The following is a 15,818-nucleotide window of genomic DNA, read 5'->3' on the forward strand; positions in this document are numbered from 1 at the left end:
CAGGTCTGTGGCCGGGTCGGCCTGGGTGTTGTGCCCCTCGGCGGGTGGGGCGGGCCGGTTGGGTCGGGCGTCCGCGGCGAGGGGCACGTGGGGCAGGTCTGTGGCTGGTTCGGGCTGCGTGTTGTGCCCCTCGCGGAGGTGATCGCCCGACTTCGGCGAAACCGCCCCCACGGCGCCGGACGGGATGTCACTGTCGTCGGGCCGGTGCGGACGGGCCCGGCGGGCGAGGAAGGAGCGGCCGGTGGCCGGACAGTTCGGGACCCAGACCCAGGTCATGCAGTCCGCGGGTCAGCACGTGTTCGAGGTGCGCGACCAGATCACCGCGCAGCTCTCCCAGCTGCGGGCCCAGCTCGCCCCGCTGGAGGGCACGTGGCGGGGCGACGCCTCCACCGCCTTCGCGCAGCTGATGGCGCGCTGGAACGACGACGCCCGGCGCATCACCGCCGCGCTGCAGTCGATCGGCGAGTCGGTGCAGGCCTCCGGCGTCACCTACCGCGCGGCCGAGGACGAGATCTCCTCGTCGACCTCGCAGATCAGCCAGGCGCTCTCCTGAGCGGCCGGCACCCCAGACCCGAGAGGACCCAGCAGTGGACGAGATCCGGGTGACGTTCGGCGAGCTCACCGCCGCCCAGCAGAGCGTGACCACCGCCGCGACCCAGATCCAGGGGCGCCTGGACGACCTCAAGCGCCAGCTCGCGCCGCTCGTGGCCGACTGGACCGGCGCGGCCGCCGAGCAGTACCAGGCCCGCCAGCACGAGATCGACACCGCGATGGCCGACCTCGCGCAGGTGCTCGGCCAGATCGGGGGACGTCTCGGGCAGGCCGAGCAGCTCTACCGGGCCACGGAGCAGCAGAACGCCATGCGCTACGCCTGAGGACGCCCGGGGGTGGGTGACGGGTGCTCGGCGGGCGCCGCGTACTCTGGACCATCGTTGCGCGGTGAACGCCCGCCGCGACGGAGATGCTGCGCGTGGAACCCGACCCGCAGGGCGGTCCGCCGCGTCCGTGTCTCCGCGACGTACCGCAGACCAGTATGACCGTGACGAGGTAGCTCCGTGCGCACGTTCAGTCCGAAGCCCGGCGACATCGACCGCGCCTGGCACGTCATCGACGCCAGCGACGTCGTCCTGGGTCGCCTGGCCACCCACACCGCACAGCTGCTGCGGGGGAAGCACAAGGCGTCGTACGCCCCGCACGTCGACACCGGTGACTTCGTGGTGATCGTGAACGCGGAGAAGGTCGCCCTCACGGGCAACAAGCGTGACGACCGCTTCGTGTACCACCACAGCGGCTACCCGGGCGGTCTGCGTGCCCGTTCCGTGGGCGAGGAGCTCGAGCGCTTCCCGAGCCGCCTCGTGGAGAAGGCCGTGAAGGGGATGCTCCCCCACAACCGTCTGGGTCGGGCGATGGCGTCGAAGCTCAAGGTCTACGCCGGCCCCGAGCACCCGCACGCCGCCCAGAAGCCCGTGCCGTACGAGATCCGACAGGTGAGCCAGTGACCACCCCCGACGACCCGAGCGTCGACCCCCAGAACGACATCGTCTCCGAGGACGTCCCCGGCGAGGCCCCGACCTCCGGGCAGTCGCTCGCCGAGGCGGCCGACCTCCCCGACGTCGCCGACCTGGAGGAGTCCGTCGCGACGGACGACGAGGGCGCGACCGACGACGAGCTGGGCGCCGAGGTGTTCGGCGACGCGCCGGCCCCGGTCTTCGCGACGATCGACCGCCCCATCCAGACGGTCGGCCGCCGCAAGAAGGCCATCGTCCGGGTGCGTCTCGTGCCGGGCAGCGGCAAGCTGACCATGAACGGCAAGGCGTTCGACGACTACTTCCCGAACAAGGTCCACCAGCAGCTCATCCGTGAGCCGCTCGTGACCACCGAGCGCACCGAGCAGTTCGACATCTTCGCCAACCTCACCGGGGGCGGGACGTCGGGCCAGGCCGGCGCGCTGCGGCTCGCCATCGCGCGGGCCCTCACGCTCGTCGACCCCGAGGACCGTCCGAGCCTGAAGAAGGCCGGCTTCCTCACCCGCGACCCGCGGGCGACGGAGCGCAAGAAGTATGGCCTCAAGAAGGCCCGGAAGGCCCCCCAGTACTCGAAGCGCTGATGGGGCGCCTGTTCGGGACCGACGGCGTCCGCGGCCTCGCGAACGCCGACCTCTCGCCCGAGCTGGCACTCTCCGTCGCCTCCGCCGCCGCCCGTGTGCTCGTCGAGCACGCGGGCGGTGGCGGTTCGGCGCGCCCGGTCGCGGTCGTCGGTCGCGACCCGCGGGCCAGCGGGGAGATGCTCGAGGCGGCCGTCTGCGCCGGCCTGTCCGCGGCCGGGGCCGACGTCCAGCGGGTCGGCGTGCTGCCCACGCCCGCCGTCGCGTTCCTCACCGCCACCCTCGAGGCCGACCTCGGCGTCATGATCTCGGCGTCGCACAACGCGATGCCCGACAACGGGATCAAGCTGTTCGCCGCGGGCGGCCACAAGCTGCCCGACGCCGTCGAGGACGAGATCGAGGCCCACGCCGCCCGCCCCGCGCAGCCGGCGGAGCGGCCCACCGGGCACGACATCGGCCGCGTCGCCGACGTGCCCGACGCCCTCGAGCGCTACCTCGACCACCTGCTCTCCTCGACGCCGGACCGGCTCGACGGCCTGCACGTGGTGGTGGACTGCGCCCACGGCGCCGCGTCGCTCGCCGCCCCCCGCGCCTACGAGCGCGCCGGGGCCCGCGTCACGACCCTGGCCGCCGAGCCGGACGGCTGGAACATCAACGAGGGCGTCGGCTCGACCCACCTCGAGGGCCTGTGCAAGGCCGTCGTCGCGCACGGCGCCGACCTGGGCATCGCCCACGACGGCGACGCCGACCGCTGCCTCGCGGTGGCGGCCGACGGCACCGTCGTCGACGGCGACCAGATCCTCGCCGTGCTCGCGACGGGGATGCGCGAGTCCGGGGAGCTCGCCGCGGACACCCTGGTGGCCACGGTGATGAGCAACCTCGGCCTCCACCTCGCCATGCAGGAGGCCGGGATCTCGGTCCGGACGACGGCGGTGGGCGACCGCTACGTGCTCGAGGCGCTGCGGGAGGGCTCGTTCTCCCTCGGCGGCGAGCAGTCCGGGCACGTCGTGCTCCCCGCCCACGCCACCACCGGCGACGGGCTGCTCACGGCGCTGCGGCTGATGTCGCGCGTGGCCGGGACGGGTCGCTCGCTGGCCGACCTGGCCGGCGTCGTGCAGCGTCTCCCGCAGGTGCTGGTCAACGTGCCGGTGCACGACAAGGCGGCGGTGAAGGCCTCCCCCGATGTCGCCGAGGCCGTGGCCACGGAGGAGGCCGCGCTCGCCGGCCACGGCCGCGTGCTGCTGCGCCCCTCGGGCACCGAGCAGCTCGTGCGCGTGATGGTCGAGGCCCCCACCGAGCAGACCGCCGCCGAGGTGGCCGACCGCCTCGCGACCCTCGTCGCCGCCGTCCGCTAGACCCTCCGCACGCCCGCGGGTCACTCGACGGGCACGGACCCGGGGAGGAGGCTGACCGCGTGACGAGGCACCGGCGGGGCGGGGCGGCCGGGTCCCCGTTGCGCGCCGTGCCCCCGGCCCGCCGGCTGGCCGAGCTCGGCGTCGCCGACTCCGACGCGGTCCTCGCGGACGCCGACCCGGCGATCGACGCCGTCGCCGCGCTGCTGCCCGCCCGCGAGGCGCTCGCCGCGCGCGCCGGCCTGCCGGCCCCGCCGGTCGACGCCGCCGGGCTGCGGGCCCGCCACGCCGCCCAGCGCGGCGTGCGGTTCGCCGCGCTGGCCGCCGGCGCCGACGACCTGCGGGCCGCCTCCGCCCGCGTCCGCGCCCGGCACCGGGCGCTCGCCGAGGAGGCGGGCACGCTCTGGGAGCGCTGGTCGGGGCCGTCGGCGGAGGAGGTCGCCGACCGGGTCGTGTCCCTCGGGCGGGCGGCCCAGGAGATCGTCACCCTGCTCGAGGAGACCGCCGAGACGGTGGAGGGGGCCGGGCTCGCGGTCGCCGACGACGTCGCCGCCCGTGCCGACGCGGCGCGGGAGCTGGCATCCGGTCTGTCGGCACCCCCGGACGAGCCCGGCCCCGCCGCCGCCCGCGTGTGGGCCGCCGGGCTCGACGCCCGGCTGCACCGCTACCTGGACGAGGCCGACCGCACCGACGGGTCGATCGCGGCGACGTGGCACGACCTCGCCGCCCGGATCGGTGTCCTGCGCCGGCTCTCCGGCGACGCCGAGGACGACGACGCGGCCGCGGTGGACGCGGGTGCCCTGCCGCCCGACCTCCTCGCGCTGCCCGAGATCCTCGCCGCGCTCGGTCCGTTGACCGGGCTCGACGACGGCCCCGACGACGAGGACGACGACGACCCCGACGACCCCGACGACGGTCAGACCGTCGACGACTCCCGGTAGACGCGCACGTCGGTCCCCTTGACGGACCCGTCGACGATGTCGGCGTAGTCCTTCTCGCCGGCCAGGTGGTACAGCAGGAAGCCGGTGAGCAGGGCCTTGACGGTCGTCGTCGTCGCCGACTCCGACTTGCCGTCGAGCACGAGGTCGCTCCAGTGCTTGCCCTCGACGATGCCGAGGTGGGTCGCCTTCTTGAGCGTGCGCAGCACCGACGGCCCGGCCCACGCGGCCGCGACCGGCTCGGCGCCGGCGGCCGGGGGCGCGACGAGGTCCTTGCCGAACGCCACGTGCATGCCCGGGACGTGGACCGCGCGGGCGGCGTCGTGGGCCGACGGGCGGGACTCGGAGAGCGCGACGGTCGCGACGGCCTGCGCCGTGAGGTCGGACCCCGACTCCCAGTACGGCTCGCCGACGGCCTGCACCCGCGTGTCGTGCGCGGTCACGCTCGCCGCGAGCACGGCCGCGCCGGCGCCCATCCCGTGGCCGGCCAGCCCGAGCTTGCGGGGGTCGACGCTCACCGCGGCGCCCCGCGCGGTGCCGCCGAGGCGCACCGACGAGCAGATGTCCAGGGCCGTGCGCAGGTCGGACGCGAGGCGGCGGTGCGAGGCGAACGGCCCGCGCTCGGTGTCGGGGGCCGCGGCGACGATGCCCCACGACGCCAGGTGGCGCAGCAGGCCCAGGTAGCGCGACGCCGGGTTGAGCCAGTCGTGCCCGAACGCGACCGCGGGCAGGCCCTCGCCGGACGTGGGCGTGAACACCACCCCGGGCAGCCCGACGAGCGCCAGCTCGCCCCGCAGCACCTCGTGGGGCCCCGGTCGCCCGAGCTCGGAGACGATCTGCTTCGCGCTCGCCATGGCGCCGGACCCTAGAGGATCCGCACCCGTCCTGGCCTGCCGGAACACGGCCCCGTCGTGCGGGCGCGTGCCACGTCACCCATGGGAGGCCCAGGCCCGGATCCGGCCCACCTATCCTCGGGAGCCGTGTGCGGCATCGTGGGGTACGTGGGCTGGCGCCCGGCACGCGACGTCCTGCTGGGCGGTCTGCGGCGGCTCGAGTACCGGGGGTACGACTCGGCGGGCATCGCGACCGTGACGCCGGACTCCCCGACGGTGGAGGTCCACCGGGCGGCGGGCCCGCTGGACGAGCTGGTGCGCGTCACCGACGCGGCCGGGGAGGGCGACACCGTGGCCCGCGCCGGCATGGGCCACACCCGCTGGGCCACCCACGGCGCTCCGACCGACCGCAACGCCCACCCGCACCGCGACGCGAGCGGCCGGGTCGCGGTCATCCACAACGGGATCATCGAGAACTTCGCCGCGCTGCGCGCCGAGCTCGAGGACGACGGCGTCGAGCTGGCCAGCGACACCGACACCGAGGTCGCGGCGCACCTGGTCGCCCGCGCCCTCGACGCCGAGCCGGAGGCGGGGTTCACCGCCGCCGTGCGCCACGTCGTGAACCGCCTCGAGGGCGCGTTCACGCTGGTGTTCACCGACGCGCGGCGCCCCGACGAGATCGTCGCGGCGCGCCGGTCGTCGCCGCTCGTCGTCGGGATCGGCGACGGCGAGACGTTCGTGGCCTCCGACGTCGCGGCCTTCATCGACCACACCCGCGACGCCGTCGAGCTCGGCCAGGACCAGATCGTCACCCTGACCCGCGAGGGCGCCGTCGTCACCGACTTCCACGGCGACCTCGCCCCCACCCGCCCCTTCCACGTCGACTGGGACATCGCCGCCGCCGAGAAGGGCGGCCACGACTTCTTCATGCAGAAGGAGATCGAGGAGCAGCCCGCGGCGCTGGCGGACACGCTGCGCGGGCACCTCGTCGACGGCCGGATCGTGCTCGACGAGCAGCGGCTGTCCGACCAGGAGCTGCGCGACATCGACAAGGTGTTCGTCGTGGCCTGCGGCACCGCCTACCACGCGGGTCTGCTCGCCAAGTACGCGATCGAGCACTGGTGCCGCATCCCGGTCGAGGTCGAGGTGGCGAGCGAGTTCCGCTACCGCGACCCGGTGCTCGACCGGTCCACGCTCGTCGTCGCCATCTCGCAGTCCGGCGAGACGGCCGACACGCTCGAGGCGGTGCGGCACGCCCGGGAGCAGAAGGCCCGCGTGCTGGCGATCTGCAACACCAACGGCGCCCAGATCCCGCGCGAGTCCGACGCGGTGCTCTACACCCACGCGGGCCCCGAGGTCGGGGTGGCCGCGACGAAGACCTTCACCAGCCAGGTGGTGGCCTGCTACCTCGTCGGGCTCGCGCTCGCCCAGAACCGCGGCACCAAGTACTCCGACGAGGTCGAGCGGGAGTACCACGCGCTGGTGGAGTCGGCGGACGCCGTCAAGGAGGTCCTCGCGAGCGCGGTGGAGCCGACCCGGCAGCTCGCCCGGGACCTCGCCGGCTCCAAGGCCGTGCTCTTCCTCGGCCGCCACGTGGGCTACCCGGTCGCGCTCGAGGGCGCGCTGAAGCTCAAGGAGCTCGCCTACATGCACGCCGAGGGCTTCGCGGCGGGCGAGCTCAAGCACGGGCCGATCGCGCTGATCGAGCAGGACCTGCCCGTCGTCGTCGTGATGCCCTCGCCGAAGGGGCGGGCGACGCTGCACGCGAAGCTGCTCTCGAACATCCGCGAGATCCAGGCGCGCGGGGCGCGCACGATCGTCATCGCCGAGGAGGGCGACGAGACCGTGCGGCCCTTCGCGAGCGTGCTCATCGAGACCCCCGCGGTCCCCACGCTGATCCAGCCGCTGGTGGCCTCGGTCCCGCTGCAGGTGTTCTCCGCCGAGGTCGCGCGGGCCCGCGGGTACGACGTCGACAAGCCGCGCAACCTCGCGAAGTCGGTCACCGTCGAATGAGCTACGGCGTCTGGACCCCGGAGCAGGTCGCGACGGCCGAGGAGCCGGTGCTCGCCCGCACGCCGGAGGGCGCGCTGATGCGCCGCGCCGCGTACGGGGCCGCGCAGGTGGCGCTCCGGATGCTGGCCGAGCGCACCGGCGGGGTGTCCGGGCGCCGGGTCGTCGTGCTCGTCGGCGCGGGCAACAACGGCGGGGACGGGCTGTGGGCCGGCGTCGAGCTGCGCCGCCGCGGCGTGGGGGTGACCGCCGTGCTCCTGGCCCCCGACCGCGCCCACCCCGCCGGCCTCGCCGCGCTGCGCTCGTGGAACACCCGCGTGCTCATCGCGCCGGAGGACGCGGTCCCGGCGATCGGGCGGGCCGACCTGGTCCTCGACGCGATCGTCGGCACCTCGGCGAGCGGTGGGTTGCGGACCCCCGCCCCGCTGCTGGTCGGAGCCGCGGAGACCGGAGGCGTCCCGATCCTGGCGATCGACACCCCGAGCGGGGTCGACCCGCGCACCGGCACCGTGCCCGACGCGACGGACGAGGGGCCGGCCGCGGTCACCGCGGCCGCGACGGTGACCTTCGGCGCCCGCAAGCCCGTCCACGTGCTCGCCCGCGCCCACTGCGGGCCGGTGACCTTCGTCGACATCGGCCTGGGTCCCGAGCTCGGGGAGCCGCCGATCACCGTCCTCGAGGCCGCCGACGTCGGCGCCCACTGGCCGGTGCCGCGCCCGGGCGACGACAAGTACACCCAGGGCGTGGTCGGCGTCGCCGCGGGCAGCGCCACCTACCCCGGCGCCGCGGTCCTCGCGAGCGGCGCCGCGTGCCTCGCGACCAGCGGCATGGTCCGCTACGCCGGGAGCGCCGCCGACGAGGTCCGCGCCGCCTGGCCCGAGGTGGTGGCCACCGACCACGTCGCCGACGCCGGCCGGGTGCAGGCCTGGGCGGTCGGGCCGGGCCTCGGCACCGGGGAGGACGGTGCCGCCACGCTGGGCCACGTCCTCGACGCCGGCGTCCCGCTGCTCGCCGACGCCGACGCGGTCACCCTGCTGGGCGCCGACGCCGGGCTGCGGGCGAAGGCCGCGGCCGTCCCGACCCTCGTCACGCCCCACGCCGGCGAGTTCGCCCGGCTCGTGGCCGAGCTCGACGATCCCCCCGACCCGGCCGCCGACCGCGTCGAGGCCGCCCGCCGGGCCGCCGCGGCGCTCGGGGTCACGGTGCTGCTGAAGGGCAACGCCACGGTCGTCGCAGCGCCCGACGGGCGGGTGCTCGTCCACCCGGCGGGCAGCTCCTGGCTCGCCACGGCCGGGTCGGGCGACGTGCTGTCCGGCATCGCGGGCGCGCTGCTCGCGGCCGGTCTCGAGCCCTTCGACGCCGCCGGTGCCGCGGCCTTCGTCCACGCTCGAGCGGCGGAGATCGGGGCGGGGGGGAGACGCAGCGGAGCGGAGCTCGACCCGGGGGGACGGCCCGGTGCCCCGGTCCCGGCGTCGCACGTGCAGGCGGCGATCCCGGACGCGATCCGGTCGGTGCGGGCCGAGGCGGGGGCATGACGGCCGCCCGGGTCGAGGCCGTCGTCGACCTCGCCGCGCTGCGCCACAACGTCGCGCTGCTGGCCGGGCTGGCCGGGCGCTCGGGGGCCTCGACGATGGCCGTGGTCAAGGCCGACGGCTACGGCCACGGGGCCGTGCCGGTGGCCCGCGCGGCGCTCGACGCGGGCGCCGCCTGGCTCGGCGTGTGCACCCTCGAGGAGGCCGCCGAGCTGCGGGCGGGCGGGATCGGCGCGCCGGTGCTGTCCTGGCTGCACGTGCCCGACGAGGACATGACGGCCGCGGTGGCCACCGCGGTCGACCTCGGGGTCGCCTCGCCGCGCGACCTGGCCGCGGCGGCGGGCGCGGCCCGCGCGGCCGGACGCCCCGCCCGCGTCCACCTCAAGATCGACACCGGGCTGTCGCGCAACGGGTGCCCGCCCCACGACTGGGGCGCGCTGCTGGACGCCGTCGCCGGCCTCGTCGAGGAGGGCGTGGTCGAGCCGGTGGCGGTGTGGTCGCACCTCGCGCACGCCGACGACCCGTCGCACCCGACCCTCGACCGCCAGGCCGCCCGCCTCGACGACGCGCACCGCGCGGCCACCGCGCGCCTGGGGCGGCCGCTGCTCGCCCACCTCGCCAACTCGGCGGCCACCCTCACCCGGCCCGACCTGCACCGCGACCTCGTCCGTCCCGGGATCGCGGTCTACGGGCTCGACCCGGTGGAGGGACCGGGCGGGTCCGGGCACGACCTGCGCCCGGCGATGACCTTCCGCAGCCGCGTCGCCCTGGTGAAGACGGTCGCGGCCGGGGAGGGCGTCTCCTACGGGCACACCTGGACGACGCCGGGCCCGCGCGCGCTCGCGCTCGTCCCGGCCGGGTACGCCGACGGGGTGCCGCGGCTGCTGGGCTCCTCGGGACGCTTCGCCGTCGGGATCGGCGGGGTGCGGCGGCCCGTCGTCGGGCGGGTCTGCATGGACCAGGTCGTCGTCGACCTCGGGCCCGCCGACGAGCCCCACGGGGTCGCCGAGGGCGACGAGGTCGTGCTGTTCGGGCCGGGCGACGGGGGTCTGCCGACCGCGGCGGAGTGGGCGGAGCTCCTGGGCACCATCCACTACGAGGTCGTGACCGGGGTGGGTGGGCGGCCGCGCCTGTCGCGGGCCACCACCGGGGTCACGCAGGCAACAGACGGGGTGAACCCGTCCCGGACGTGGTAGAGAGCCGGTATGGCGACGGCGGGTTCGGCATCCGGGTGCGGGACGTGAGCGGCGACGAGCGCCGCCACACCGGCGGCATCATCGGCGCCATCGCCGGCACCGTCCTCGGCGGGGCGGCCGCGGCCGGCGCCGTCGGTGCCGGCGTGGCGCGGTCGCGGGTGGTGCGGGCGCGCGCCGAGCTCGAGGAGTCCGAGGCCGCCCACCCCTCGCAGCTCGGGCTGCTGCCCCGCGGGCGCGAGTCGTCCGTGGCCGCCGACGACGGCACCCGCCTGGCCGTCGAGGAGATCGACCCCGTGACCCCGGGCGCGGAGCCCGAGCTCACGGTGGTGCTCGTCCACGGATTCGCCCAGGACCGCCGGTGCTGGCACTTCCAGCGCCGCATGCTCGCCGAGCTCACCGACCCGGCCGTGCGGGTGGTGCTCTACGACCAGCGCCGCCACGGCCGCTCCGGCCAGTGCTCCGCCCGCGCCTGCACGATCGCCCAGCTCGGCGCGGACCTCGACACCGTGGTGCGCACGGTGGCCCCGGAGGGCCCGCTCGTGCTGGTCGGGCACTCCATGGGCGGCATGACGATCATGGCGCTCGCCGAGCGCCACCCGGCGCTCTTCCGGGACCGGGTGCTCGGCGTCGCGCTGGTGAGCACCTCTGCCGGCGACGTGGGCACCGTCGGGCTGCAGCGGGCGGTGCTCTCGCACCGCAACCCCGTGGTCAACGTCGTCGGGCGCCTCGCGCACTGGCGCCCGGAGGCCGTCGACCGCATCCGCCGCCTCGGCGGCAACGCGATGTGGGCCGCCGTCGCGCGCTTCTCCTTCGGCGACCCCGACACCGACCCGGTGCTGGTCGACCTCGTGGACCGCACGATCGCCTCGACCCCGCTCGACGTGCTCACCTCGTTCGCGAACACGCTCTCCACCCACGACCGCAAGGCCGCGCTGCGGGGGCTGTCCCAGTGCGAGGTGCTGGTCGCGGCGGGGACGAAGGACGTGATGATCCCGTACTCGCACTCCGAGGTCATCGCGGCCGAGCTGCCGCGCGCGGAGCTGCTGCGGCTCGAGGGCGCCGGCCACATGGCGATGCTCGAGCAGCCCTCGGAGCTCGACGCCGCCCTGCTCGAGCTGCTCCGCCGCTGCACCCACCGCAGCCAGGTGCTGCGCCGGCTGCGCCCGGACGGCGCGGGCTCGACGTCGCGGCGTCCGCGGCTCCGCCGGCCGCGCCGCCGGGCGTGACCGCCCCCGGGGGCGCTCCGGCGTCCCTCCCGGCCGATGCGCGGATCGTCGTGGACGCCCTGACCGTCGTCGACGCCCCGGCCTGCGCCCGGCTCGAGGCCGAGCTCTTCGGCGGCGACGACCCGTGGACCGCCTCGGCCTTCACCGCCGAACTGCACGCCGGCTACCCGTACCTGGCGGCGCGGTGGGTGGGCCACCCCGGGCCCGAGGGCGGGCCGGACGAGCTCGTCGGCTACGCCGGGATCGCGCTGCTGCCCGCGCCCGCGTTCTCCCGCGAGCCGGCCGAGGCGGAGATCCACACGATCGGTGTCGCGCGGTTCGCGCAGGGCCGCGGCCTGGGCCGCCGGCTGCTCACCGGCCTGCTGCGCCGGGCCGACGCGCTCGGCGCGGTGACCTTCCTCGAGGTGCGCACGGACAACGCGCCGGCTCTCGCGCTCTACCGCTCCGAGGGCTTCGAGGTGGTCGGGACCCGGCGCCGCTACTACGCCAGCGGGGCCGACGCGCACACGATGCGGCGCGACGCACGCGACCCTCGTTGATGGTTGGCACTCGCAGCGCTAGAGTGCCAATCGAACGGCGTCGGAGCCGGCCCGGCACCCGCGACGGCGGGCCGGCTCCGGGGCGCGTCACCCGGACACCCAGAAACCAAGCTGGACCCCTGATCGTGGAGGTCATCCCGTGGCGAGCGTGAACATCAAGCCGCTCGAGGACAAGCTCGTGGTGCAGGCCTCGGAGGCCGAGACCACGACCGCGTCCGGCATCGTCATCCCGGACACCGCCAAGGAGAAGCCCCAGGAGGGCAAGGTCCTCGCGGTGGGCCCGGGCCGTGTCGACGACAACGGCAACCGCATCCCGCTCGACGTCGCGGTCGGCGACGTCGTCATCTTCTCGAAGTACGGCGGCACCGAGGTCAAGTACAACGGCGAGGACTACCTGATCCTCTCCTCGCGTGACGTCCTGGCGGTCGTCAACTAAACCGACCGCGTTCCATGCCACCGCCCCGGTGACACCCGCGACGCCGGGGTCCCGGGGCGGTCGCATGTGTGCAACCCGAAAGGACGGCAGTGCCCAAGCAGATCACCTTCGACGAGACCGCCCGCCGCGCCCTCGAGCGCGGGGTGGACCAGCTCGCCGCGACCGTGGCCGTGACCCTCGGCCCACGCGGTCGCCACGTCGTGCTGAGCAAGAGCTTCGGTGGTCCGACGATCACCAACGACGGCGTCACCATCGCGCGCGAGATCGAGCTCGACGACCCGTTCGAGAACCTCGGCGTCCAGCTCGCCAAGACCGCCGCCACCAAGACCAACGACGTCGCCGGCGACGGCACGACGACGGCGACGGTGCTCGCCCAGGCCCTCGTCTCCGAGGGCCTGCGCAACCTCGCCGCGGGCGCCAACCCGACCTCCCTCGGCGCGGGCATGGCCGCCGCGGCCGAGAAGGTCACCGCGGTGCTGCGCGAGCACGCCACCCCGGTCGACGGCAAGAAGGGCATCGCCGCGGTCGGCGCGGTCGCCTCGCGCGACCAGGAGATCGGCGACCTCATCGGCGAGGCCATGGAGAAGGTCGGCGAGGACGGCGTCATCACCGTCGAGGAGTCCTCGACGCTGGCGACCGAACTGGAGATCACCGAGGGTCTGCAGTTCGACAAGGGCTACCTCTCGCCCTACTTCGTCACCGACTCCGAGAGCATGGAGGCGGTGCTCGAGGACGCCCACGTCCTGCTGCACCGCGAGAAGATCAGCTCGATCCAGGACCTCCTGCCGCTGCTGGAGAAGGTCGTGGAGTCGGGCAAGCCGCTGCTGGTGATCGCCGAGGACCTCGAGGGCGAGGCGCTCTCGACGGTCGTCGTCAACGCCATCCGCAAGACGCTGCACATCGCCGCGGTCAAGGCGCCGTTCTTCGGCGACCGCCGCAAGGCGTTCCTCGACGACCTCGCGGCCGCCACCGGCGCGACCGTCATCAACCCCGAGGTCGGGCTCAAGCTCTCCGAGGCCGGCCTGGACGCGCTGGGCACCGTGCGGCGCGCGGTCGTCACCAAGGACGCCACCACCCTCGTCGAGGGCGGCGGGGACAAGGCCGAGGTGGCGGCCCGGGTGTCGCAGATCCGTCGCGAGATCGACGAGACGGACTCCGACTGGGACCGCGAGAAGCTCCAGGAGCGCCTCGCGAAGCTGGCCGGCGGCGTGGCCGTCGTCAAGGTCGGCGCGGCCACCGAGACCGAGCTCAAGGAGCGCAAGCACCGCATCGAGGACGCGGTCGCCGCCACCCGGGCCGCGGTCGAGGAGGGCATCGTCCCCGGCGGCGGGGCGGCCCTGCTGCACGCCTCCGCGGAGCTCGCCGACGGTCTCGGCCGCACCGGCGACGAGGCCACCGGCGTCGCGCTCGTGCGCCGCGCGCTGGCCGCGCCGCTCAAGATGATCGCGTCGAACGCGGGCCTCGAGGGCTCCGTCGTGGCCGCCAAGGTCGCCGACGGCGGCTGGGGCCTGGGCTACGACGCGGCGAGCGAGACCTACGGCGACCTCATGGCCGCCGGGATCATCGACCCGGTGAAGGTCACGCGCTCCGCGCTGGAGAACGCCGTCTCGATCGCGCGCATGGTGCTCACCACCGAGAGCGCGATCGTCGACAAGCCCGAGGAGGAGGCCCCGGCCCCGGCCGGTGGCCACGGCCACGGGCACGGCCACGGGCACTGAGCCCCTGGCGCACGACGCAGGAGGGCCCGGCCGGGAGTCCCGGCCGGGCCCTCGTGTGTCTGCGGGTCTCGCGGCGGCCTCGGCCACGGTGATCAGGGGTACGTGGGGCAGGCGTGGCGGGCCGCTGGGGTGCCTGGTGTGCCCGTGGCCGGGTGGCGCGGTGGCCGGCTCCGGGTGGCCCGGTGATCAGGGGTACGTGGGGCAGGTCTGGCCGACCCCGGGATGCCTGGTGTGCCCCTGGCCGGCTCGCAGGGCCGCACGACACGGGAAGGGCCCGGCCGATCCGGCCGGGCCCTTCCGTGCTCGTGTCCTCGGTCTCAGCGGATGATGATGTCCCGGACGGGCGCTGCGGACCGGCGACCGCCGGCGGCGGATCGCTCGGACTCGGAGAGCCCGCCCCAGATGCCGTAGGGCTCGCCCGCGGCGAGCGCGTGGCGGCGACAGGGCTCCATGACGGGGCAGCTCTCGCACACGGCCTTGGCCCGGCGCTCACGGCTCGCCCGGGCCGGGCCGCGCTCGCCGTCGGGGTGGAAGAAGAACGCACTGTCCATGCCGCGGCACGCCGCGTGGAGCTGCCAGTCCCAGAGATCGGCGTTGGGGCCGGGGAGTCGACGGACGTCGGCCATCTCGACCACCTCCTCGTGCTGACGGTGGTGGTACCCGCGGACCCCGGTGTGGAGTCCCCGACGTGGTTGCCCACCACGGGCTCGGGCGCACTCGGCGCGTCACCGAGCGTGCCCGCGGCCGCGCGGAGGGCGACCGTGAGCTGACCCTATGGCCGGTGGACCAGGCGGTACAAGACGTATGGATGTGAGCCGTCCCCCTGGGTAGGGCGCCGACCGAACAGTCGTCCGGAAGCGGGACGGACGCCCGGCAATCGTTGGCAGGTCGATTCCGTACGGTGACGGGACTTGCTCATACGACCACCATCCGTGATCATGCCGGGAGCAGTGAGTGGCCGGTGCTCCGTGTGGGTGGCGGAAAGCCTGCCCGAGGTGAAGGGTTCGGCGTGACCGGTCCGTTCCGAGACCGTTGTGGAGGAGGGGACCGGCATGACGGTCGTAGGGGGACGTCCGGGCGGTCGCCCCGGGACGCGGAGCGAGGGAGCAGGCATGGCGCGGGTCGCGGATCCGACACGGGAAAACCACGGATCCGACTCAAGGTCTGCGTCCGCGGCGCCGATGTCCAGTAGTGCCCGCCAACCGTCTGCAGGAACGCTGCAGGGAGGAGCTTCCGTGACGACGGTCCTGATCTGCGACGACCGCCGCAGCGTGCGCGAAGGACTGACCCGCGTGATGTCGGCCGTCCCCGGCGTCCACCGCATCGACTGTGTCGCCCACGGCGACGAGCTGCTCACCCGCTTCTCCCGCCAGAGCGTCGACGTGGTCCTCGTGGGGACCCAGCGCGCCGTGCCGACCGGGGTCGAGGCGACCCGCCGGCTCGTCGCCGCGCACCCCCAGGCGAACGTCATCGTCTTCGGTGCGCCCGACGACTCCGGGAGCATCGCCGCCGCCATCGCCGGCGGCGCGCGGGGCTACCTGCGGTGGGACGCGTCCCGGCCGGAGCTCGTCGCCGCCCTGGCCCACACGCTCGCCAGCACCTCCGTGCCCGCCCCCCGTACGCCGTCCGACTCCGGGGTCCAGCTCACCGAGCGCGAGCTGCAGGTCCTCCGGGGCATGGCGCAGGGCAAGAGCAACGGCCAGATCGGCCGGGAGCTCTACCTGTCGGAGGACACCGTGAAGACCCACGCCCGGCGGTTGTTCCGCAAGCTGGGCGTGCGCGACCGGGCGCAGGCCGTGGCACACGGCTTCCGCCGCGGCCTGGTCTCCTGACCGCCCGGCCCCGCCCGGTCCGGGTGCAGCCGCTCCGCGTGGCGCGGCCGCCGGCCACCGGGCCGACCCCCTCGAGCCCGCCGTACGGGTTCGAGGACCTCA

Annotated in this window: 16 protein-coding genes; 14 read left to right on the top strand and 2 right to left on the bottom strand. The window is 75.4% G+C overall.

Translation table 11 applies throughout. The features are described from left to right. Window positions 1-241 precede the first annotated feature (241 nt). The 6 genes from HH311_RS27080 to HH311_RS27105 all read left to right on the top strand — a co-directional run bounded on the left by HH311_RS27080 (window position 242) and on the right by HH311_RS27105 (window position 4,397). On the top strand, window positions 242-553 hold the full coding sequence (locus tag HH311_RS27080; protein WP_169186827.1) for a WXG100 family type VII secretion target: 312 nt from the start codon (window positions 242-244) through the stop codon (window positions 551-553). A 34-nt stretch (window positions 554-587) separates the two neighbouring features. Continuing rightward, window positions 588-875 carry a WXG100 family type VII secretion target gene (locus HH311_RS27085; protein WP_169186828.1) on the top strand — a complete coding sequence of 96 codons (288 nt, stop codon included), beginning with the start codon at window positions 588-590 and terminating at the stop codon, window positions 873-875. Window positions 876-1,055: 180 nt separating this feature from the next. After that, on the top strand, window positions 1,056-1,499 hold the full coding sequence (gene rplM / locus HH311_RS27090; RefSeq protein ID WP_169186829.1) for a 50S ribosomal protein L13: 444 nt from the start codon (window positions 1,056-1,058) through the stop codon (window positions 1,497-1,499). Beyond that, window positions 1,496-2,107 carry a 30S ribosomal protein S9 gene (rpsI, locus tag HH311_RS27095; protein WP_396027466.1) on the top strand — a complete coding sequence of 204 codons (612 nt, stop codon included), beginning with the start codon at window positions 1,496-1,498 and terminating at the stop codon, window positions 2,105-2,107. The genes rplM and rpsI overlap by 4 nt, the downstream gene beginning before the upstream one ends. After that, a complete protein-coding gene (gene glmM / locus HH311_RS27100; RefSeq protein WP_169186830.1) occupies window positions 2,107-3,459 on the top strand; it encodes a phosphoglucosamine mutase in 1,353 nt (450 codons plus the stop codon). Before rpsI ends, glmM begins: the two co-directional genes overlap by 1 nt. 59 nt (window positions 3,460-3,518) lie before the next feature. After that, complete coding sequence (locus HH311_RS27105; RefSeq protein ID WP_169186831.1) at window positions 3,519-4,397, top strand: WXG100 family type VII secretion target; 879 nt, start codon at window positions 3,519-3,521, stop codon at window positions 4,395-4,397. Here the strand turns inward: HH311_RS27105 and HH311_RS27110 are convergent. Continuing rightward, window positions 4,373-5,248, bottom strand: coding sequence for an alpha/beta hydrolase (locus HH311_RS27110; protein WP_169186832.1), 876 nt, complete (start codon window positions 5,246-5,248; stop codon window positions 4,373-4,375). The genes HH311_RS27105 and HH311_RS27110 overlap by 25 nt on opposite strands. A gap of 126 nt (window positions 5,249-5,374) precedes the next feature. On the opposite strand from HH311_RS27110, the gene glmS reads away from it, so the two are divergent. From glmS to groL, 7 genes are all read left to right on the top strand, one after another. Then, a complete protein-coding gene (gene glmS, locus HH311_RS27115) occupies window positions 5,375-7,240 on the top strand; it encodes a glutamine--fructose-6-phosphate transaminase (isomerizing) (protein WP_169186833.1) in 1,866 nt (621 codons plus the stop codon). Beyond that, window positions 7,237-8,772, top strand: coding sequence for an NAD(P)H-hydrate dehydratase (locus tag HH311_RS27120; RefSeq protein WP_169186834.1), 1,536 nt, complete (start codon window positions 7,237-7,239; stop codon window positions 8,770-8,772). The genes glmS and HH311_RS27120 overlap by 4 nt, the downstream gene beginning before the upstream one ends. Beyond that, window positions 8,769-9,965 (top strand): alanine racemase, encoded by a 1,197-nt coding sequence (alr, locus tag HH311_RS27125; RefSeq protein WP_169186835.1) that lies wholly within the window; start codon window positions 8,769-8,771, stop codon window positions 9,963-9,965. The genes HH311_RS27120 and alr overlap by 4 nt, the downstream gene beginning before the upstream one ends. A gap of 44 nt (window positions 9,966-10,009) precedes the next feature. After that, on the top strand, window positions 10,010-11,191 hold the full coding sequence (locus HH311_RS27130) for an alpha/beta fold hydrolase (RefSeq protein WP_169186836.1): 1,182 nt from the start codon (window positions 10,010-10,012) through the stop codon (window positions 11,189-11,191). A 44-nt stretch (window positions 11,192-11,235) separates the two neighbouring features. Next, window positions 11,236-11,730 (top strand): GNAT family N-acetyltransferase, encoded by a 495-nt coding sequence (locus tag HH311_RS27135; protein WP_169186858.1) that lies wholly within the window; start codon window positions 11,236-11,238, stop codon window positions 11,728-11,730. A gap of 139 nt (window positions 11,731-11,869) precedes the next feature. Next, a complete protein-coding gene (gene groES / locus HH311_RS27140; RefSeq protein WP_018330959.1) occupies window positions 11,870-12,166 on the top strand; it encodes a co-chaperone GroES in 297 nt (98 codons plus the stop codon). Window positions 12,167-12,255: 89 nt separating this feature from the next. Continuing rightward, entirely contained in the window at window positions 12,256-13,884 is a 1,629-nt protein-coding gene (gene groL, locus HH311_RS27145; RefSeq protein WP_169186837.1) for a chaperonin GroEL, read from the top strand. A 317-nt stretch (window positions 13,885-14,201) separates the two neighbouring features. Here the strand turns inward: groL and HH311_RS27150 are convergent, their stop codons facing one another. Then, a complete protein-coding gene (locus HH311_RS27150; RefSeq protein ID WP_169186838.1) occupies window positions 14,202-14,510 on the bottom strand; it encodes a WhiB family transcriptional regulator in 309 nt (102 codons plus the stop codon). A gap of 609 nt (window positions 14,511-15,119) precedes the next feature. On the opposite strand from HH311_RS27150, the gene HH311_RS27155 reads away from it, so the two are divergent. Continuing rightward, window positions 15,120-15,716: a response regulator transcription factor gene (locus HH311_RS27155; protein WP_169186839.1), complete on the top strand. Its 597-nt coding sequence runs from the start codon at window positions 15,120-15,122 to the stop codon at window positions 15,714-15,716. Window positions 15,717-15,818 lie beyond the last annotated feature (102 nt).

The organism is Actinomycetospora sp. TBRC 11914, assembly GCF_012933465.1.
Classification (GTDB): domain Bacteria; phylum Actinomycetota; class Actinomycetes; order Mycobacteriales; family Pseudonocardiaceae; genus Actinomycetospora.